The 18902-nt window shown below is 71.1% G+C and carries 24 protein-coding genes; 12 read left to right on the top strand and 12 right to left on the bottom strand.

The features are described from left to right. Positions 1–1443: 1443 nt before the first annotated feature. Together B056_RS0126740 and B056_RS0126735 are read right to left on the bottom strand one after the other, a co-directional pair. The gene (locus tag B056_RS0126740; protein WP_018504924.1) at positions 1444–1827 is read right to left on the bottom strand and encodes a RapZ C-terminal domain-containing protein; all 384 of its coding nucleotides are present in this window, start codon (positions 1825–1827) and stop codon (positions 1444–1446) included. Between the two features lie 15 nt (positions 1828–1842). Beyond that, the gene (locus B056_RS0126735) at positions 1843–2079 is read right to left on the bottom strand and encodes a hypothetical protein (RefSeq protein ID WP_018504923.1); all 237 of its coding nucleotides are present in this window, start codon (positions 2077–2079) and stop codon (positions 1843–1845) included. Positions 2080–2163: 84 nt separating this feature from the next. Between B056_RS0126735 and B056_RS0126730 the strand changes: the two genes are divergently transcribed. After that, positions 2164–2391 (top strand): hypothetical protein, encoded by a 228-nt coding sequence (locus tag B056_RS0126730; RefSeq protein WP_018504922.1) that lies wholly within the window; start codon positions 2164–2166, stop codon positions 2389–2391. Positions 2392–2826: 435 nt separating this feature from the next. Here the strand turns inward: B056_RS0126730 and B056_RS0126725 are convergent, their stop codons facing one another. Continuing rightward, positions 2827–3498, bottom strand: coding sequence for a hypothetical protein (locus tag B056_RS0126725; protein ID WP_230203206.1), 672 nt, complete (start codon positions 3496–3498; stop codon positions 2827–2829). Between the two features lie 306 nt (positions 3499–3804). On the opposite strand from B056_RS0126725, the gene B056_RS38120 reads away from it, so the two are divergent. The 7 genes from B056_RS38120 (at position 3805) to B056_RS0126690 (ending at position 10244) form a co-directional block, all read left to right on the top strand. Beyond that, positions 3805–4935, top strand: a complete 1131-nt coding sequence (locus tag B056_RS38120) for a hypothetical protein (RefSeq protein ID WP_018504920.1) — start codon at positions 3805–3807, stop codon at positions 4933–4935. 332 nt (positions 4936–5267) lie between these two features. Further along, positions 5268–6509: an AAA family ATPase gene (locus tag B056_RS0126715; protein WP_018504919.1), complete on the top strand. Its 1242-nt coding sequence runs from the start codon at positions 5268–5270 to the stop codon at positions 6507–6509. Further along, the gene (locus tag B056_RS38115; RefSeq protein WP_018504918.1) at positions 6506–8131 is read left to right on the top strand and encodes a vWA domain-containing protein; all 1626 of its coding nucleotides are present in this window, start codon (positions 6506–6508) and stop codon (positions 8129–8131) included. The genes B056_RS0126715 and B056_RS38115 overlap by 4 nt, the downstream gene beginning before the upstream one ends. Before the next feature lie 80 nt (positions 8132–8211). Beyond that, positions 8212–9300 carry a DUF6744 family protein gene (locus B056_RS0126705; RefSeq protein WP_018504917.1) on the top strand — a complete coding sequence of 363 codons (1089 nt, stop codon included), beginning with the start codon at positions 8212–8214 and terminating at the stop codon, positions 9298–9300. Next, on the top strand, positions 9297–9527 hold the full coding sequence (locus tag B056_RS0126700) for a hypothetical protein (RefSeq protein ID WP_018504916.1): 231 nt from the start codon (positions 9297–9299) through the stop codon (positions 9525–9527). Before B056_RS0126705 ends, B056_RS0126700 begins: the two co-directional genes overlap by 4 nt. Positions 9528–9633: 106 nt before the next feature. After that, entirely contained in the window at positions 9634–9801 is a 168-nt protein-coding gene (locus B056_RS43115) for a hypothetical protein (RefSeq protein WP_018504915.1), read from the top strand. 242 nt (positions 9802–10043) lie between these two features. Then, on the top strand, positions 10044–10244 hold the full coding sequence (locus B056_RS0126690) for a cysteine hydrolase family protein (protein WP_018504914.1): 201 nt from the start codon (positions 10044–10046) through the stop codon (positions 10242–10244). A gap of 111 nt (positions 10245–10355) precedes the next feature. On the opposite strand, the gene B056_RS0126685 is transcribed toward B056_RS0126690, so the two are convergent. Both B056_RS0126685 and B056_RS0126680 read right to left on the bottom strand, forming a co-directional pair. Further along, entirely contained in the window at positions 10356–10967 is a 612-nt protein-coding gene (locus tag B056_RS0126685) for a recombinase family protein (protein ID WP_018504913.1), read from the bottom strand. Positions 10968–11145: 178 nt separating this feature from the next. After that, positions 11146–11367: a hypothetical protein gene (locus tag B056_RS0126680; RefSeq protein ID WP_018504912.1), complete on the bottom strand. Its 222-nt coding sequence runs from the start codon at positions 11365–11367 to the stop codon at positions 11146–11148. Positions 11368–11564: 197 nt separating this feature from the next. Between B056_RS0126680 and B056_RS0126675 the strand changes: the two genes are divergently transcribed. After that, positions 11565–11861 (top strand): cell division protein SepF, encoded by a 297-nt coding sequence (locus B056_RS0126675; protein WP_084647255.1) that lies wholly within the window; start codon positions 11565–11567, stop codon positions 11859–11861. A 95-nt stretch (positions 11862–11956) separates the two neighbouring features. Here B056_RS0126675 and B056_RS0126670 read toward each other — a convergent pair whose 3' ends face one another. The 5 genes from B056_RS0126670 to B056_RS0126650 all read right to left on the bottom strand — a co-directional run bounded on the left by B056_RS0126670 (position 11957) and on the right by B056_RS0126650 (position 14861). After that, positions 11957–12193, bottom strand: coding sequence for a hypothetical protein (locus B056_RS0126670; protein ID WP_018504910.1), 237 nt, complete (start codon positions 12191–12193; stop codon positions 11957–11959). Then, positions 12190–12798 (bottom strand): restriction endonuclease, encoded by a 609-nt coding sequence (locus tag B056_RS0126665; protein WP_026240186.1) that lies wholly within the window; start codon positions 12796–12798, stop codon positions 12190–12192. The genes B056_RS0126670 and B056_RS0126665 overlap by 4 nt, the downstream gene beginning before the upstream one ends. A gap of 306 nt (positions 12799–13104) precedes the next feature. After that, positions 13105–13485, bottom strand: coding sequence for a PIN domain-containing protein (locus tag B056_RS0126660; protein WP_018504908.1), 381 nt, complete (start codon positions 13483–13485; stop codon positions 13105–13107). Further along, positions 13482–13760, bottom strand: a complete 279-nt coding sequence (locus B056_RS0126655; RefSeq protein ID WP_018504907.1) for a hypothetical protein — start codon at positions 13758–13760, stop codon at positions 13482–13484. Before B056_RS0126655 ends, B056_RS0126660 begins: the two co-directional genes overlap by 4 nt. Before the next feature lie 240 nt (positions 13761–14000). Continuing rightward, positions 14001–14861 carry a pentapeptide repeat-containing protein gene (locus tag B056_RS0126650; protein ID WP_018504906.1) on the bottom strand — a complete coding sequence of 287 codons (861 nt, stop codon included), beginning with the start codon at positions 14859–14861 and terminating at the stop codon, positions 14001–14003. 118 nt (positions 14862–14979) lie between these two features. Between B056_RS0126650 and B056_RS0126640 the strand changes: the two genes are divergently transcribed. Genes B056_RS0126640 through B056_RS44845 form a run of 3 tightly spaced genes read left to right on the top strand, consistent with a single transcriptional unit; the run spans position 14980 to position 17104 of the window. Continuing rightward, on the top strand, positions 14980–15396 hold the full coding sequence (locus B056_RS0126640) for a hypothetical protein (protein WP_035752902.1): 417 nt from the start codon (positions 14980–14982) through the stop codon (positions 15394–15396). After that, complete coding sequence (locus tag B056_RS0126635; RefSeq protein WP_230203205.1) at positions 15393–16346, top strand: ParA family protein; 954 nt, start codon at positions 15393–15395, stop codon at positions 16344–16346. Before B056_RS0126640 ends, B056_RS0126635 begins: the two co-directional genes overlap by 4 nt. 41 nt (positions 16347–16387) lie before the next feature. After that, a complete protein-coding gene (locus tag B056_RS44845; RefSeq protein ID WP_018504901.1) occupies positions 16388–17104 on the top strand; it encodes a hypothetical protein in 717 nt (238 codons plus the stop codon). 308 nt (positions 17105–17412) lie between these two features. Here the strand turns inward: B056_RS44845 and B056_RS0126625 are convergent, their stop codons facing one another. Both B056_RS0126625 and B056_RS0126620 read right to left on the bottom strand, forming a co-directional pair. Further along, positions 17413–17910: a GNAT family N-acetyltransferase gene (locus B056_RS0126625; protein WP_230203204.1), complete on the bottom strand. Its 498-nt coding sequence runs from the start codon at positions 17908–17910 to the stop codon at positions 17413–17415. 32 nt (positions 17911–17942) lie between these two features. Next, positions 17943–18737, bottom strand: a complete 795-nt coding sequence (locus B056_RS0126620) for a GntR family transcriptional regulator (protein WP_018504899.1) — start codon at positions 18735–18737, stop codon at positions 17943–17945. Positions 18738–18902: the final 165 nt, after the last annotated feature.

Genomic DNA, 18902 nt, shown 5'->3' with positions numbered 1-18902 from the left:
AGCCGCCGGCCAGGCGCGGTTGCCGAAACCGGGCCCGGGCCGGGGTGCCGGGCGGGTCAGGCCGCTACCGCTACCCCGCCGGCGCCGGGGGGCTCGCCGGCGAGGGCCAGGACCACGGCACCGCACGGTGCCAGGCGAACGCGGCAGGGCGGGATCCCGGCGTGTCCGGCGGGTGCGCTGACGGCCACGGTCAACCACACGGGACAGAAGACATGTCGGATACGGCCAGGCTGGTTGCCTACCCGGGCTGACCTGCGACGACGTCCACCCGGCCGCCGAGGTCGCCGGAACCACCGCCGGAACCACCGTGGGAACCATGGCGGGAACCATCGCCGGAAGTTGCCCGACCAGGTCGCCGAAAGTTCGGTCGTCACGTGACGACCGTCCCGGGTTTCAGAAATCCGACCGGGCCCGAGGCCGCTAGCAGCTGGGCCGGAGGAGGGGCCGTCGGGCCGCTCACGGGCCGTTTCCGAGGGTTTCGCGGGGAGGTCGCTAACCCACTAACAGCCAGATCAAGGCCGGTTTCGGGTGCTAGCTCAGGTGCTAACGGTTAGCAGGAGGGCCGCTAGCCCGACCCAGAGGCGCTAACGCCCTGGACTCCCCGGGACCCCCGGACAAAGATCGTCGCGAACTTTCGGTACGACCTCAAGGGCGGCCGCGGCCGCCGTGCGCGCCGCGCCGCGCGGGGCCCGGCAGGAGCGGCCGCGCACCGGGCTGCGCACGGCCCTGGCGGGCCGTGCTCGCCGGGCGCGTCGCCCCCGCCTCCCCCACCGCGCGTCGCCCGCGGCCACCAGGACTCGGTTGCCGAAACTCCTCGGGACACGGACGGTCAACATCACCAGCATGCCGGTCGGGGCGTGACCCGACGCCCGGCTCGCCGGCGGGGGCCAGGACCACGTTGCCGAAACCCCAGGCGAGCCCTGGGCGACGTTGCCCAGCGTTCCTCGAGCGCCTCAGGCCCGGCCGGATTTATGAAACCCGGGCACGCCCACGACGTTGCCCGGCGCCGGGCGTCGTGTGGGGAGGGCTCCGTCACGGCGTGCGCCGCGACGGCACGAGACACCCGTGCCTCGCCGGCCGTGGGCGGTCCGGATCGTGCGCCGAGCGGACCCGAAACCCGCAAACGATCATGATGACCGCCCCGCCTCGGTGCGCTTTTGATCTTTGGTGGTATGTGATCAATCCGCCGGACGAGTGATAGTCAACGCTGTTGACTTGAGCCCACTCGCGCGCCACGAGGGTCCGCGGGTCGGTGCCGGGTGGCGCGCGGTGCGGGTCCAGGGCGGGCATGGAGGGGGCGGCGCTCATCATGATCACGGATGGTGGGGGTGTCGCTGGGGGTGAGGTCGGCGGGATCGCGGGGGCGGGCGGGTCCGGGGACGGCTGAGGGCCCCGGCCGGCATGGGGGTGCCGGGCGCGGGGCCCTCGGGTGAGTGTGGGGGGTCAGTCGCGGCCGGCGGTGACGACGGGTCGGTGCAGGTCGCGGTGGACCAGGTGGGCGCCGAGCCGGTCGGCGAGGACGGTCGCGACGGTGGCGGCGCGGTGGCGGCCGCCGGCGCAGCCCACGGCGACGGTGACGGGTCCGGTGGACGGGCCGGTGAGGTAGGCGGTGACCGCCGCGGCGGTGGCGTCGACCAAGGCGGGGATGCCGGGGGTGGCCAGGACGGTGTCGATGACGGCTTGGTCGTGGGCGGTGAGTTCGCGTAGCGCGGGGTTGATGTGCGGGTCGCGGAAGTGCCGGCGTACGTCGATGGTGAGGTGCGCGCCGGTGGGGGCGGGGCCGTGCAGGTAGCCGAACGAGATGACGGTGACGGCGGACGTGGACATGGTCGTCTCCGGGGGTCAGTCGAGGTGGATGGAGTGGATGCGCTGGGGGTGTTGTCCGTCCTGCTCGGAGCGGGCCCGCCACTGGGCGGTGTGCTCGGTGCACAGCGGGACGTCAGGGGGCGTCGTCGTGGCGGAGTGGGACGTCCAGAGGTACGCGGCCTCCACGACCTCGCCCTGGTTGGTGTGAGAGGTCTGCTGGCAGGTCCGCTTCTTCGTGGGGCTCCTCTGATCGGGCGGGATGTCCGCAGACACCCCCCGGGTTGTCGTGTCAAAATGACACGTTAACCGGGTAAGGTTGTCGTGTCAATATGAGTCGCTAACGGTAGGGTGGTGGGTATGGCCCGACCGGTATGGACGCCCCGCACTCCCGAGGACCAGGCCGCGCTGGACACGCTGGTGGTCGCGGTCCGCCGCGCGGACACGGCGGAGGAGGCGATGTGGACCGCGGCGCAGGCGGCCCGGGCCCGGGGCGTGCCGGCGGATCGGGTGGCCGCCATCGTCGGGCGGGGGCGCAGCACCGTCTACCGCGAGCTGGAGCGGCGGGTTGAGACCGACCCGGCCTGACCGTCGGGCGGGTGCACAGCGCGGGGCTGTGTCGCTCACGGCCTCGCTGTGGTGACAGCCTGTGGGAGGCCCCAACCGTGGTCCTGTCCGCGTACCTGTCCGGGGCCCTGCTGAGTGGGGCGTTGTCCGGGTGCACAGTGGGCTGGTCAGCGGGGGTGCTGGCTGTACCTGAGTGGGCCACGACTCGTAGGCCCCCGCCCCCCGGGCCGTCCCCGTCGACATCTTCGGTCCACGACAGGGGAGCCTGGACGGCCAGCGGAGGGGGCGGCGGGGCCCTGACCTGCGCTGTGCGGCCTGTCTCGTCCCCTCCGGCCCCCTCCGTCCCTAGTGGGAGGGGATAGCGGCCCCCGAAGCGGAGGGAATACCGGAGGGTCTAACGGAGCCCAGGGGGTGATCATCTCCCTGTTTGAACGTCACGTGACGATCGTCGGGGTGTCAGCGGCGCCGTCGGCGGGTGCGGCGGTGGGCGGCCAGGGCCTCGAGGATGGCGGCCGCCGCGGCGGCGCGGGTGCGGTGGACCCGGGTCCGGTGCGGTACCGGGCCGGGGACCCAGCCGGTCCACCCGCGGTGGTCCCGGGTGAGGGTCCCGCCATAGACGCCGCCGGTCAGCAGCAGCCGGTAGGTCCCCGCCGGCGCCCCGTCGGGTCGGCGCAGGGTGTGGCCGCGGCCGTGGCGGGCCAGGGTGGCCGCGGCGGTGTCCAGCAGTGCCTGGCCGCCCGCCAGCGTGGCCGTCAGATCCGTCAGGCTCTCCCCCGGCCCGTCGGTGGGCGCGGGCCGGCCGGTGTCCTCGCCGGGGCCGGCCGCGGTGGGCAGCCGGGCCAGTAGCCCGGCCATCTCGTGGCGGACCGTGGCCACCAGCTCCGGGTCAGGAACCGCGCCGCCGTCCAGGGCCAGGCCCACGGCGCGGACCGCGCCCAGCAGCCCGGCCACACTCGGCGGGTCCGCCGGTGCGCTGGCCCGGACGGCGAGGCGGGCCCGGTAGGCGCGCTGCTGGCAGGCCCGGGAGGCGTACACCGCGGCCCGGCCCCCGCTGGCCGGCGCGGGTGGGACCGGGCGGCCGCAGCCACAGCCACAGCCAGCCGCACCGGTCACGTGATGATCGACCATGGTCGGCACGCTACCCCTGGTGGCCGATCGCGTCGTGCAGCTCGTCGGGCAGCCGGGTAGGCGCCGGGGTGGTGCACGACGAGCCGGCAGCGTTCGTCGCGGTCCACAAGGGCCCTTCACGGGGCGGGCCGGCCGGCCCGCGACACGATCACCCTACCCGTAAAACTGGATTTCCGGAAACGCAAATCTGTTTTTACGGGTAGGGTGCTCGGTATGACGGAGCTTCCGCTCGATGCCGAGCCTGCCGTGTCCCTGTCGTCTCCGGTGGCGCCGGTGGTGTTGCCGTGTCAGTGGTGTGGCCGTGACGTGCCGCAGCGTGCCGGCGGTGCCGGGCGTAAGCGCCGGTACTGCGACCCGGCGGAGACCGGCCGGAACTGCCAGGAGGAAGCGAAGCGGGCCCGGGCGGCGCGCCGCGCCGCCGGCGGGGTCGGCGGGGATGTCGCCGCGGTGGAGGAGGTGATGGACCGCCTCGCGATGTACGTGGACCGGCTCGCGGACGGCCTGGCCGGCGAGCTGACGCCGGCGGGGATTCAGGCCGCGGCCGCGCAGACCGAGGCGGCGGCCGCGGCGAGGATCGCCGCGGCGACCGCGGAGGCGCAGGAGGTCCGCCGGGTCGCGGCCGAGCAGGTCGCCTCGGCGACGGCGGAGCGCGACACCGCGGCCGCCGAGGCGGAGGCCGCGCGGGCGACGGCGGCCGCGGCGACCATGGCTCGGGACACGGCGCTGACGCAGGCCGCGACGGCCACCGAGGACGCGGCGCAGGCTCGCGCGGCGGCCACCGCCGCGCAGGAGACCGTCACCGCCGCGAGCACCGCCGCGCAGGAGGCCCAGAACATCGCCGCCGCCGCGGTGGCCGACCGCGACCAGGCCCAGGCGGCCGCCGCCGCAGCACAGGAGGCCCGCACGGTCGCGCTCGCGGACGCGGACGATGCCCGCCAGCGCGCCCAGGCCGCGGACGGCGCCCGGGCCGCCGCGCAGGCGCAGGCCGCCCAGGCCACCGCCGACGCCGTCGCTGCCCGCGCCGCGGCCGGCGCGGCGGAGGAGCGGGCGGCCGCCGCCGAGCAGTCCTGGCGGACCGAGGCCACCACCGCGGCCCGGGCCACCGCGGCCGCCGAGGCCGCCCAGGCCTCGGCGGCCGCGGCCGAGGACCGGGCCACCGCCGCGGCCGCCCGCGCCGAGAGCGAGATCGAGGCCCGCCGTAGCGCCGAGGCCGCGGCGCTCACCCTCACCCGCGAGCGGGATGGACTCTCCGCCGACCTCGCCGTCCTGCGGGACAGCACCACCGCCGAGCTCGCCGCGCTGCGCGCCCAGCTCGATCAGGCCCGCGAACGCGCCGTGCGCGCCGAGACCGAACGCGACGCCCTCCAGGCCGAGCAGACCCCCCGACCTGGAGGGCGTCGCCGGACCCCCAAGCCCCCGCCGGCCGACGGGGGCTGACCCCCCCAAGCCCCGCCCCCCGGGGGTCCCCCGTACCCGGAGAACTCTGCGAAACACCGGGTGCGTCTGGCCGGGCTACGGAGGATCCCACAGGCCGCTGACCAGCACCGACAGCGCCGACGGGATCCTCCGGCTCTGAGAGCCGGAGGAGTCTCGGAGCCCTCCACGGAGATAGCAGGGAGGACCGCGGCACCCGCTCATCAGCCCGGATCGTCACAGATCCGAGTGTTGAAAACGTTCGTTTTTGACTTCATGGTCATGATTGGTTAGCGTCGGGGGTGCGCCACACGGCGTGTGTCCCCGCCAGGTGAATGTCGTTGGGAGACAGGCGAATGCAGGGTCAGACGCAGGGCCAGCCGGCAGGGGCCGGAGCCGGGTTGCGTGCCGGGCTGGAGGCGGTGATGACCGAGGTCGGCACGCTGTACCAGGAACGCGATGTCGAGATCCAGATGATCGTGACGGGGCTGCTCGCGGGGCAGCACACGCTGCTGCTGGGCCCGCCCGGCACCGGTAAGTCCGCGATCGTGCGGGAGCTGACCGGCCGGATCGAGGCCGCGACGTACTGGGAGATCTTGCTGCACAAGTTCATCGCCCCGAGTGCGATTTTCGGCCCGGTGGACCTGGCCGCGTTGACCGCCCGCGGTGAGCACCGCCAGGTGCTCGACGGGCACGCCACCCGGGCGCACGTCGCGTTCCTGGACGAGATCTTCAAATGCTCGTCGGCGGCGCTGAACTCGATGTTGGCGTTCCTGAACGAGCGGATCTACCACCCCGAGTCCGGCGGGCAGCCGATCGGCTGCCCGCTGGTCAGCGCGGTCTGCGCGTCGAACGAGCTGGCAGAGGACGAGACGACCGCGGCGCTGTACGACCGGCTGCTGATCCGGATGGAGGTCGACTACCTGACCGAGGCCGACTCGTTCGACGCGCTGCTGCGCTCGGCGGTCGCGTCCGGGCCGCCGGCGACGCGGACCACGGTGGGCCTGGCCGACGTCCAGCACGCCGTCGCCGCCCTGGTTCCGGCGGTGGATCTGCCGGGTGGGGTCATCACCGCGGTGCGGGACCTGCGGGCGGACCTGCGCGGCCGGGAGATCACCAGCTCGGATCGGCGGTGGAAGCAGGCGGTCCGGGTGCTCCAAGCCTCCGCCTGGCTGGAGGGCCGGACGGAGGTGGCCGTGGAAGACCTCGCGGTGCTCGCCCACGTGCTGTGGGACTCCCCGGCGCACCGGGGCACGGTGGACCGGGTCGTGCGCGGCTACCTGTCCCCCGATGACCGGGACCTGGCCGACCTCGCCGACGAGGTGGACCGGATCGCCGCCGAGCTGGACAAGCTTGCCGCCGACGGTGACGAGAACCGGCTGCGGGAGTGGGCGGTCGGGCAGAACACGAAGCTGGCCACCGCCGCGAAGCGGCTGGCGGGGATCCGGGACTCGGCGGTGCGGGCGGGGCGGACCCCGGCGCCGTATCAGCGGGCCGCGGAGCGGGCCCAGCACGTCTACACCCGGCTGCTGTCCGAGGCCCTCGGCGTCGACGCGGACAAGATCCCCAGCTTGGATGGCCGGCGGGGGCGTCGGTGACCCGCCTCGGCGAGCTGCAGACCGCGGCCGCGCCGTGGTCCGGCCGGCCGGACCCGCTGGTGCTCACCGACGACCGGGCGGACCTGGCGGTGTGGGAACAGACCCGCGAGGACTGCCCGGCCCTAGCCAGCCTGGACGCCGATCTGACCGACCGGTACGGCATTCCGGGTCTGGCCCGGGATCTGTGGCTGGCCGCCTACGCCCGCGACCCCCACGTCGCCGACACCGCCGACGTGGAGCCGGCGCGGCTGCCGGCGCGGGCGATCCTCGCCGCGCAAGCCGGCACCCCCGAACAGCGCGAGCTACGCCGGATCAGCGCCGGGGACCCGTACGCCGCGGCGATGGGCGTGCTGGCCCAGTCCGGTGCGCTGCACCAGATGCTCGCCACCCTGGACAAGACCCCGCCCCGCGGGCCGGGCAAGGAGGCCCGGCGCCAGCTCCGCAAAGCCCGCCGGGAAGCCGCCGCGGCCGCCGAAGCGGTACGTGAGGCACTCGCCAACGCCGAGGACGACGTCGACGACGACCCGGGTGGGGAGGTCAGCCGGCCGCTGTCGGTGGACGTGCAGCGGGCGGTCGCCGAGGCGGAAGGCGCCGACGCGGACGCGACCACCGCCGCCCAGGCCGCCCAGGAGGCCGGGGTCGGGGAGGACGGCGGGGACCTGACCGTCGCCCGGCTCCGCGCGGCGGCCCGGACGGCCGCCGCCGGCGCGGAGACGGCGCTGGCCGCCGAGGCGGCGGTGATGACCGGCTGGGGCGTCGAACCCGGCCAGCTCGAGCGCCTGGACGCCGGCGAGCGGATGCGCCTGGCGGAGAAGATGCGCGGCGGGAAACTCGCCGCGTTCGCGGCGCTGATCGGCCGGTTCCGGCAGATGGCCACCGCCCAGCGGGCCCGCCGTGTCGAGCACGCGAAAGGCGAGTACGTCGGCGTCACGTTGGGCGACGACCTCGCCGCCCTGGTCCCCGACGAGCTGGTGGCCCTGGCCGTGCCGGCGTTGCGGGCGCAGTTCGCGATCCGCTACGCCGACCGCCAGCTCATGGTCTATGACCAGCGCGGCATCGACCATGACGCCCAAGGGGCGATCATCGCCGTGGTCGACTGTTCCACCTCGATGACCAACTGGGACACCCACGGGCTGACCGGGGAGGCCTACGCCAAGGCCCTCGCGTTGGCGTTGCTCGACTCCGCCCGCGCCGCCCGCCCGGTACGGGCGTTCGCCGGGATCCTGTTCGCCAGCGAGCCCATCGACCCGATCGTGTTCCCCGCCGACCTGCCCGTCGACCTCGGCGAGCAGATCCGGTTCGCGGAGACGTTCCCCGGCGGGGGCACCGTGTTCGCCCCGGCGCTGGACGCCGCCGCCGGGCTGCTGGAGGCCGAGTTCAACGCGACCGGCCGCGCGAAAGCCGACATTGTGATCATCACCGATGGGGCGGCCGAGCTCGAGCCCGCCTGGATCACCGCGTGGAAAGCCCGCCGCCACCGGCTGGGGTTCCGGGTGTTCGCGGTCACCGTCGGGGACTGGGCGGACGACCCCGCCGACCTGGAAGCCATCTGCGACGACGTGCGCCGCGTCGCGGACCTGACCGATACCCGTGCCACCGCCGACCTGTTCCGCGCCATCTGACCCCCGCCTGGCGGCCGCGTGTTGACGCGGTCACCGAGCATCATGGAAAACGCGCGTTTTCGACCTGAAGGGATCCCCCCGTGTCCTCGCCGACCGTCCCCGAGCCCCCGGACCTGACCACCTCGGACCCCACCCTGAACCGGTACCTGACCGGCGTGACCAACTCGGTCGGCGAGGACGGGGAGGGACTGCTGGGCAACCTGGTCATCTACAACGTCACCGACGTCGAGCAGTGCGGCGAGACCGAGCTGCGCGAGTGGTTCACCGAGCTGGGCCTGTCCGTCGAGTTCCTGCCTGGCCCGCCCCGCCAGGACGCCGCCTACGAGAAAGCCACGTCCGCGGCGAAGGCCCGCTACCCCCTGGGCACCCACCGCGGCCGCAACCACGCCAGCCAGGGCCAGACCGTCACCCTGATGATGCGCAACGTCGCCCGCGACGAGACCCGCATGGTGCGCCACCTCGTGCGCGAGCTCGCCGACCACGCCGACGAAGCGCTGTCCTACGAGGTCCGCCTCGCCACCGCCGAGTTCGTCCGCGCGACCGACCCCAACCTGCCCGAGGGATCCGGGACGATGATCCTCACCGCCGAGCAGGAGACCGTCGACCGGCTCGGCCCCGACGAACGCACCCTGATCACCGACCTGATCGGCGCGATCACCACCGACTACAACACCCGCAGCCAGTACGTCTCCGCCGACCGGCTCCGCAAGATGCTGCGCGACATCATCGAACGCGCGCTCACCGCGGTACGGATCCACCCCGGGGTCTACTTCGTGCACCACCGCCACACCCAGGCCCTCGCCGCGCTCCGCGAGCTCGCCGGCCGGTTCGGCGGAGAACTCACCCGCGTCCCCCTGCCCGACGCCGGCGAGATGCGCACCATGGTCGACAGCGCGTTCTCGGCCAAGGCCCAAGCCGACCTGGAATCCCTGGCCCGCGACATCGCCCGCGTCCAGGCCGACGGTCCCAAGCCCTACCAGGTCCGCCAGCTCCACCAGCGCTACACCGCCGTCAAGACCGCCGCCGAGCAGTACCAGGCCGACCTCGACACCCACCTGACCACCACCGACGCCACCCTCCAACTCGTCCAGGCCCAGATGGCCACCCTCATGATCAGCGCCGCCGACGCCGAGACCACCCCCGCCGCACCGCTCGAGGAGCAGCCGTGAGCCACGACGCCCCGCCCGGCGTGCACCCGCACCATGTCGTGGTCGCCAGCCGTCGACGACGGCTGGCGACCTGCGCGTTCCACGCCGGCGACTGGGCGGCGAACCCGATCAGCGGCCTCGCCGGCACCGACCGGATCGACGGCCTGTGCATCCCCCACACCGCCCACGTCCGCGCCTGCACCGCCTGCGGCGGCCCGACACTCGCCGCGGTCCGCACCACCACCTGACCCCCCGCTCCGTCGCCGACGTAGCCATTCCTGTCCCAAAACGGGATGACAACCCCTACCTGTTCTCGTACCATTTTGGTACGAGAACAGGTAGGGAAGGGGTCAGATGACAGACGCCAGCCAGAACGAGCTCCCCGAGATCGAGGTCGTCGACTTCGAGCACGGCGAGTCGATCACATACAAGGTCAATGGCGGGACGGAGACGGTCGCGGCCGGCACTCCCGGGTGGGCGGAGATCTTCGGCGGTCAGCCGGCACCCCACCGGCGCCGATAAACATCACCATCGGCCCCGGTCGGCGAGGTGCTGGCCGGGGCCGCCGCACGTTCGGCACCCGGACGAACCACCAGACGCTGATCCATCCGAACCAGACCGGCTGGCCCGTCCGGACTCCCACTGTTTGTCGCAGGGCAACAGTCCGACAACGTTCCGCTATCACCATGGACAGGGCAAACCCGCTGGTCGCACGCTCCCCGGCACGCACCGTGAAGCACCGGTTGCACGCCTAGGGGGAAGTCATGGATCTTGCACCGCGCACCACGCCCACCAGCACGCTCAGCCTGGACCAGGCCGCATTCCGCGCCCACACCAAGCCCCGGATCCTCATCGCATGGATCGCCGACGGGCTGCTGCCCGCCACCTGGACCACCCACGGCTGGCAGATCCACCCGAACGCACTCGCCCGCACCGTCAGCAAGATCTGGAACTGGGCAGCCTGATCTCCCAACTCGACACATGGGACGGCCCCGGCCGGAACTGATGTCCAGGCCGGGGCCGAGATACCCCGCACGGCGGGGGACAGCGCCCGCTGTCCCCCGCCGTGCGACGGGCTATGACGGCGCGGGTTCGGCGTCTGCCAGGTAGCGGTGCAGCGAGGTCTTCGGGATGCCGGTCTTGGTGGCGATCGCGCCGAGGCTCTCGCCGCGGGCTTTGAGGAGCCGAGCGTAATCGATCTTGTCCGGGGGGTGGGCGATGGGCCGGCCGACATGGCGGCCCTTGGCCTCGGCGACAGCGCGGGCGTTGGCGGCGCGTTCGGCGGTGAAGGTGCGCTCCATCTCGGCGAACAGCGCCAGCAGGAGGAAGGCGATGCGGCCCATGCCCTCATCCGCGGTGTTGATCGGCAGCGGGTCGGCCAGGGAACGCACGCCGACGCCCTTCTCGGCGAGGTCATGTACGAGATTGAGGACCTCGCGCAGGTTACGGCCGAGCCGGTCCAGTGTGTGGACGACGATCGTGTCGCCGGTGCGGGCGTAGGCGAGCAGCGCGGCCAGGCCCTCGCGGTCGACGGTGGCGCCGGTCTTCTTGTCGGTGTAGATCCGCTCATCCGGGATGCCGGCCGCGGCCAGGGCGTCCAGCTGGCGCTCGAGGCTCTGCTTGGTGGTGGACACCCGGGCGTAGCCGAGATCAAGCCCGGCGGAGGGATGCAGGGGAGTGGCAGGCACGCGAAGATCGTACCGGAAGTCGTCCCCGTATTATCGTTTCGGAACGCATGTTGTGGAACGAATTCCGGAACATCCTGGGGCCCGTTTCCGCAGTCGGGAGCGACCCGAGGTCAGTCGTTCCACATCCTTAGAACCGGAACGACCGCCCGAGAGGGGAAGCGACACCCTCAACGAAAGATCAACTCGACTGGTTGAAGACCGCGATCCCCGGGATCGGACCCGCCGTGGCCTGATCCGCCAGCACCCCCAGCGACAGCGCGATCGAGGCCAACGCCAGCGCCACCGGCTTGCTGTCATCGACATCGTGTATCTCCCGGGCACCAGCGGCCGCCCGTCTCGCGAACTCCCCCGCCAGTACCGCCGCCGCGCGCTGCCGCTCCGCATCCTCTCCGATACTCACGACACGATCATCCCCGCGCACGCTCTCTCCGTCCGCCGAACACGGCAGCCTGTGGCCATCGAGAGACGTGTGTCGAAAACGAACCATTCCCGACAAGATCAGAAAATGGTGGGAGCGGTGATCGGAGAACCAGCACCGGCTGTGTCAGCCAGACGAAACGGGCCATGCCCGCGCGGCCCACGACCGACAATCTGTGCATGAGATCCACCGCGGTGACCACACCCGAGGACCCGAGAGAGCCCGACACGGTCCTGGCCGAGGATCTCTCCGACTGCGGCCGGATCGTGGAGACCTTCCGCGACAAGGGCGCCGTCATCATGGATCTACGTGCCATCGACGCCGCGACCGCGCAGCGGGTCCACGACTACGCCGTAGGCGCGGCGTTCGCGCTACGCGCCAATGCCGAGAAGCTCGGCGCCGGCGTCTTCCTGGTCGCCACCCGGGACCTGCCCCCCGAGCAGGAGCGTCAGCTCCGCCACCGATACGGATCCTGACCAGCACGCCGACCCACACCCGCCATCCATCGATCTTGTCGGGAATTCGTTCGATTCCTGACAAGATCAGATGGTGGGCGCTGGGCACCCCGCCCCTAGTTAACGATCTTGTACAGGCGGAAACCGCCGTAAGCGATCGCGAAGAACAGGATCGTGAGGAGGTCACCGCGGGCGATCAGTTGGAAGCCGTGGTCGTGGCAGCGGCTGAGCAGACCCTTTCGCCGCCGGTAGCACAGCCGGCCGGTCGAACGGGTCGCCGCGCCACAGCGGGACAGCCAGTACAGCCCCGCGAACCCGGGCAGGAGCACGAGGAACACGAACAGCACGATCATCGCGAGGCATCCCCGTCGGCCGGCGCCCCCTCGACAGGGCGCCCGCGCTGGGCGGGGATGCCGGGCAGGATCCGCTCGCCGGCCATCCACCGCGCCAGCAGCTCCCGGTCGACCATCTGGATGCGGTGGCGCCGGCCGAACGCCGCGGCCGCGTCAGTGAACCGGTTCGAGGTGACCATCAGCGCGAGGTCGGCCTGGTGGTCCGTCCACGCGCAGCCGTTGAAGTCCCGCACCTCGGACGGGCCCACCGGCCGGCTGCGGTAGTGCTTGCACTGCACCGCGATCCGAGCCCCGCGCGGGGCGTGGGCGAGGACGTCCACACCGCCGTCTCCCCGGCCTCCGACCACCCGCACCCGCCGACAGCCGTCCCGGATCAGCAGGTGCGCGACGTGCTGCTCGAACTCGGCTGGGCTCAACGTGTCGAGGACGGCGGCCGCAGCCCTCCGCCCGATCTCGCGGATCCGGCGGGCGCGTATCGCAAGCAGGACTCGGACAGCCGCGAGCGCCACGAGCAGCCCGAGCGGCAGCGTCCACCAGCCCAGCACCTCCACGAGCACCTGGACCATCACGACGAGAACCACGCCACCGAACGCCACCGCCGTCACCAGGGGAACCACCCGCTCCCCCACCGCCGGCCGCGACGATGGACGCCCCCGCGGCCGGCGAGCCTGAGACGGACGAGTACGGCGAGCACTCGGACGACGCCGCGCAGACGAAGAACCCCGACGAGCCACCCATCCACTATTCGCGCACAACACGACACATGAGGGTGCTTCGGCGACGTAGCGAGGACATCCCGTCACGCAAACGGCACGAGAACCGGCCCACGCCGCGACCGGGAAGACGAAAACGCGCGTTTTCAATCCTGCGCGCCACGAAGGTCCCGGCGTCCCCAGAGACGCCGGACCAGCTCACAGGCTGAGATCGAGGAGGCGCACCGGCTGGCCGGCCCACCGGTCCGGCGCCGCCGTCGCGATCACCGCACCCTCCGGACGCTCCGGAGTCGGCTCAGCCGCATAGCGGACATGCGCCGGCGCCCAGCCGGCACCGCGGGCCACCGCGAGCGCGGCCGCCAGGTCCAGCTCCACGATCGTCACCGCCGGCAACGCGGCGATGTGCTCGGCGGTTCCCGGCCGGGCCCGGTCCGCCTCCACCAGCGCACATGCCGGCGCGTACAGAAAATGACCCGGCTCGGTGTGCGCACGCTGGATCAGCCGGGAAGCCAGGATGTTGCCGTAGCCGGCCGAGACCATCGCCGTCTCATCCAGCACCACATGCAGCGCGTCGCTCACCGCCCCAACGCCCGCGCCAGCCGACGATCCAACTCGGCATCAGCCCGCGCGGCCTCCTCCTCCGATGGGTCATAGCCACTCCACTCCCGCAACACCGCCCGAGCCCGCTCCGCGCGCTCAGCCCGCTCCGCCGGCGTCAGCACCGTGCTCGCCAACCGCGCCAGATACGCCCGCAACGACAGCCCCTCCGCCGCCGCCACCTGAGCCAGCCGATCCCGCGCCTCCGCCGGAATCCGCACATTCGCATCCGCCACCACGGCCTCCTCCCAGTCCACTCCCCCACAGGATACGGGTACGCAGACGTACCCAGCAGATCCCGCAGGCCCTTCCTCCCAGCCCAGCTCTCGCCGCGCTGGTTTAAAACGTATGTTTTCAACCAGCGCGGGAAGCCTGACGCCCGGGAGGCCTCCCTTCCCGGGCGCGACAAACAGGTGTAAACCATGACAACACTTACGTGACGTCAGAGAATCAATTCTTTACTCAAACGATGTTGAAAAAGTAGGCGACCGGGGCCCTCACTCCTCCGGACCCCACGACGCAGGCCGCACTAGACCCGCCGGCAACCGTGTCCGGTCGTCTCCCAGCGCCGCATCCACCTGCATCTGCGTCAGCCCCCGGGCACTGGAGAAGTCCGCTCCGTTCAGTCGTGCGGCGGAGAAGTCTGCCCCGTCTAGTACCGCAGCGGCGAGCGTCGCCCAGCTCAGTTCCGCGCCGGTGAAATTCACCTCGACCAGCCAAGCGTCTGTGAAGTTCACTGCGCGGAGCTGAGCACCTCTGAGGTCTGCCTTGATCAGCACAGCGCCGAGGAGATCCGCGCCGTTGAGATCAGCGCGGCCGATTCCTCGCCGGGCCGGGAGTCGGCCGAGGACAGTGAGCGCGGCCTGAACATCGGTGCTCATGCGAAAACGCCAGGCAGCGGGATGTCGTCGTCGCGATAGTGGCCGTCCGGGACGGGTGTGTTCACGGACGAACGCCGAGAGCACTTCCACAACGGTCCGCTGATCGGCGGCGCTGTCCCAGGCGATCCGTTCTAGCCCGTAGATCCCACCAAGCCGGCTGTCGACCGTGTCTGCGGTGAGCAGACCGATCGCGGTCGCGTACAGCTCACGGACATGAGTGTTCGCGTTGGCCTGCCGGGTCTCGTCCAGCGCGATCAGACCACCGGCGACGGCGGTGAGCGCGGCAGCCGCGGTCAGCAGTCCACCCTGCAGCGCCGCGCGGGCCTCCGCTGCCCCGTCGGTACCTGGCGGGTACATCCGGCCCGGCAGATGCCAGATCCCAACGACCGCAGCCACCGCCCCGACCCCGGCGATCCCAGCCACGATCCACAGCCACCGCCGGCCGGCCCGCCGGTGCGCTCCCCCGATGTCGGCCATGGGAGAGGTTGTACGCCACCGCAGCCAATGGGGTGCTTACCGTCACCTAGCCATGGCAACGCGGCCGGCGCCGGCTGCGTCCAACCTCCGAGCCCACACCCCGAGCCGGAGGACGCCCGTGAGCACGGCGACCATCGCCGCACCATCCCTGCCCAGCCCCGACCTCATCCGCAGACGAGCACTTCACGCCCGCGGCTTGCGGCTCCTGCAGATCGGAACCATCGTCCTCGCCGTCACGCTCGGCGCCCTAGCCGTCGTCTTCGTCGGGCACGTAATCCTCAACTACCAGCCCCCACCCGTGGTAACCATCACCACCACCGGAGCGACCAGCACACCCGCCGACACGCCCACCATCGTCGTCGTGCCCGAGCCCGCCCCGCCGCCTGACGAGTCCGGCGGCGACGGCTTCCTGGTGCCGATTGCCATCGCCGCACTCACCGCGCTCCCCGGCACCCTCACCGCCATCGCCGGACTCGTCCTTGTCCTCCGCAGCCACCACTACCCCACCGCACCACCCCCGCCTCCCGAGACGTGACGAGCTATCCAACTCGCGTACTCACCGAGTCCTGGCGCGGGGATCCGACGGACCTAATCCAGCGTCACAGCAATCTGGACTCGGTAGACCAGAGCTGGCAGACCTCGACATCCCACACGGCCGCCGCGGCCTCTGGCATGGTGCAGACATCCATCCGAGTACCAGCACATGGGAAGCCAACGGAGGACTTCATGCCCCCTGCCCAGCAGACGCCCGGCGACACCGGCGCCGTCGTCGATGTCGTGCTCAGCCAGAAGGGCGGCGTCGGGAAGTCCACGATCACGGTCAACCTCGCGGCCGTCATCGGGGAAAACACCCGCCCAAACGGACCTGACGAAGACGCTCCGGTGATCGCTGCTGGCATCGACCCCCAGGGGTCCATGGAGAAGTGGGCAGACAAGGTCGAAGAGGACGCTCTGCCGTTCGACTACGTGTCCACGCGAGGCGACAACGACATGATCCCCGCACTGAAACGAGATCCGCTGGTGCGGCGGATCATCGTGGACTGCCCCGGGTTCATGGACATCGACCCAACCGCCGAGCGCAGCAAGGACCCCCTCGGCCACGGAGCTGCGGCTGACGCGCTACGTGCCGTCCTGGAGGTCGCGGACCGCGCAATCGTGCCCATCAATCCGGAGTGGCTCGCCTTCGATCCAACCGAATACACGATCGAGCGGATCCTGCGTCCACGTCGTATTCCGTTCCTGGTCGTGGTGAACCGATGGGATCCACGAGACGGCCGCGAGGACCTGGAGAAGGTCGAGGCCTGGATCGATGAGCACGGATACCCGCGGACCCCACAGCCGATCCGCAAGTACAAGATCCACACGAACGCGGCGGAGAAGGGCCTGGTTGTCACCCGGTACGCCGAGTCCGGTACCGCCCTGCGCGCCCGCGAGGATTTCTACAAGCTCGCGATCGCTCTGGACGGACTGGAGGTACGGAGCTGATGGGACGTCGCCGAGACGCGAGCCCGACCAGCATCCGGGCTGTGGCGACACCGCCACCCCACGCGCTGCCCGATCCATACGAGGCGATCGGCGACAGCCCGAACCTGATCGACACCGAACGGCAGGATCTCGCGCTCGCAGAGGCCGCGATCGATTCATTGCGGGTGGCGTTCTGGGTCGCCGGGAAGGCCCTGCAGCTCATCAGGGACGCCCGCCTCTACCGGGGCACGCACGACACGTTCGAGGACTACGTGACGGAACGGTGGGACATGCAGACCTCGCAGGCCTACCGGCTGATCCAGGCATGGCCTCTCGCCGAGCGTTTGTCCCCCATGGGGGACAAGATCAACGAACGGCAGGTGCGGGGACTGCTGCCCATCGCCTCCCGGCACGGTCAAGATGCCGCGGTGGCCGTCTACCAGACCGTCGCCGAGACAGAGGGTCTGCGGGTCACAGCGGCTGTCCTGGACGAAGTTGTCAGAGTCCTGCCGGCCGAGGCATGGGATCAGGATCTGGTGGTGAAACAGATCCGCGCCTACCTCGACGGGGCTCTGCAACAGGAGCCGGCTGCGGGCGTCGACCCTGCCGAGGCGTGGGAAGCCGAAGCCGCACGGTTGCGCGCAACCGTGCGCAGGGTTGTCACCAGACCGACCTGGCGGATGGCCGCACGCGAGCACCCCGATCAGGCTCGGGCGGTCATCGCGGAACTACGGGAGCTCCTGGACGAGGTTGAGAGGGATGCCGCCGGCGAGGCCTGACCACGTCGTGCCATCGCTCGGGACCCGGGTCAATCATCACGCTCCCGTCGCCGCCTATCCCATCCGAGCAAGGCCGCAACGACGACGATCGCGCCACTGGAGAGGACCAGTACCCATGCACCAGCCCATCCTCCGAACAGGACTCCGGCGACTCCCAACGCGGCCAACATATAGATCCCGAACATGACGATCTCCCCACCCAAGCGGGGATGATCATCTCATGATTCAACGGCTGGATTCCTTGATCGACTCATCGTCGAGGGGGAGAGCTGCGACGTCGGCGACCAGTGGACGGTCGCTGAGCTGGGCTATTTCTCAACGAGGTCCGGCCCCGTCCCGGTCTGGGCACCAGCGGGCCGTTGAAACAGCGCGCCACTGCCACGGTGGGGGAGTCGGACGGTGCGTAGGTGCGTCCAGCCACGGGTCTGGTAGTACCGGTGTAGATCCTCGTTGCTGGCCCATGCGTCCAGTCGTTGCCAGCGGAGGCCTGCAGCGGATGCTCGCCGTGAAGACCAGTCCAGCAGAGCTGTCCCCAGCTCCCTGCCAGCTGCGGATCTGTTCACCACGAGGCGGTGCACGTACATGGCGCTGTCTGGGTCGTCCTCCCAGGTCCAGAACTCCGGATCCGCGTTGCCATCGATGGTGATGGTCGCGACCGGTCGGTGATCTGACTCGGCGATCCAGGCGCTCCCGGCCGCGACAGCGGCCTGGATCCGGTCGACTCGCGGCGCGTACTGCCATTGGTCAGACCCGTTGCTGGCAAGCCACGCGCGAGCGTCCTCCATCAGTTCGACGATGATCGACACATCGGCGGAACCTGCGTGCCTGACGATGTGTGTCATTCCGACGGCGTGCCCACGTCGGGAGGAACGTCACCGTCTTCGGCCACGACGACATGACGGTCGCCAGGGAGAACGTTCTCGACAGCTCGCACGGGTCGGCCCGCTTCGTCGTACCCAGTGAGGTAATGGACGATCAAGGTGGTACCAGGGCTGAGCTGGAGACGGTGCGCCTCGGCTGGGGTCGGCATCCGAGAGATGTAGTGGTGCCGGATACCAACCTGCTTGTGTCCAAGCTCGGCGAGGACCCTGTTCGCACCTCGAGCTATGTCGTGGGGGAGCACGATCTCGCTCCCTTGAACGATCTCCAGCGGATAGTACGAGTCGTTGATGTTGAACGGCTCGCCATCGATGCTGCGCACCCGCCGCCGGACAGCTGCGATCTCGCCATCCGCCAGCTGTAGCCGTTCCGCAATCTCGGGTGGTGGCACGACGAGAGCTACGTCGATCGTCTGAGTCGCCGCCCGGCCGTCATTGGCGAGCGCAGTCCGGAAGTGATCCATAGTCGGCGCTGGATCCGCGCTGACGCGAAGTTCGTCCTGCGGCCGGTACACCATCCGCCGTCGCTGGCGGACGAAGTAGCCCTTCGGGCGCTCGCTCACGACCAGGCCCTCGTTGACGAGGACCCCCAGCGCCTGACGGACGGTGCCGCGGTTCACGCCGTACCGCTCGACGAGCTCGGCCTCAGTCGGCAGCCGGCCCTCAGGGCCGAGACTCCCGCTGCTGATCTCAGCGCGCAGCTCATCGGCGATCTGCTGGTATACGGGCCGCGAGCTGCGGCGTAGCGCGTTCACGGCGTCCTGCCCACCTGTCGGGAACAACCTTTGTTCAGACAATCTAGCCCGACCCCCTTGACCACGCAGCGTGCCGGATGCGACGCTCCTGTCAGTCCCATTGTCTAGACCATCCATACGGACTGGACAGAGGGGTCGAAGTAAGAAGCCCGGCCGGTGGTCGCA

The organism is Parafrankia discariae, assembly GCF_000373365.1.
Lineage (GTDB): Bacteria > Actinomycetota > Actinomycetes > Frankiales > Frankiaceae > Parafrankia > Parafrankia discariae.
This window is presented reverse-complemented; position numbering and strand designations above follow the sequence as displayed.

Coding starts and splice junctions, on each gene's coding strand:
- B056_RS0126740 (WP_018504924.1), bottom strand. CDS start 1,827: ATGTCCACGTCCGCCGTCACCGTCATCTCGTTCGGCTACCTGCACGGC.
- B056_RS0126730 (WP_018504922.1), top strand. CDS start 2,164: ATGGCCCGACCGGTATGGACGCCCCGCACTCCCGAGGACCAGGCCGCG.
- B056_RS0126725 (WP_230203206.1), bottom strand. CDS start 3,498: ATGGTCGATCATCACGTGACCGGTGCGGCTGGCTGTGGCTGTGGCTGC.
- B056_RS0126715 (WP_018504919.1), top strand. CDS start 5,268: ATGCAGGGTCAGACGCAGGGCCAGCCGGCAGGGGCCGGAGCCGGGTTG.
- B056_RS43115 (WP_018504915.1), top strand. CDS start 9,634: ATGACAGACGCCAGCCAGAACGAGCTCCCCGAGATCGAGGTCGTCGAC.
- B056_RS0126690 (WP_018504914.1), top strand. CDS start 10,044: ATGGATCTTGCACCGCGCACCACGCCCACCAGCACGCTCAGCCTGGAC.
- B056_RS0126675 (WP_084647255.1), top strand. CDS start 11,565: ATGAGATCCACCGCGGTGACCACACCCGAGGACCCGAGAGAGCCCGAC.
- B056_RS0126670 (WP_018504910.1), bottom strand. CDS start 12,193: ATGATCGTGCTGTTCGTGTTCCTCGTGCTCCTGCCCGGGTTCGCGGGG.
- B056_RS0126650 (WP_018504906.1), bottom strand. CDS start 14,861: ATGGCCGACATCGGGGGAGCGCACCGGCGGGCCGGCCGGCGGTGGCTG.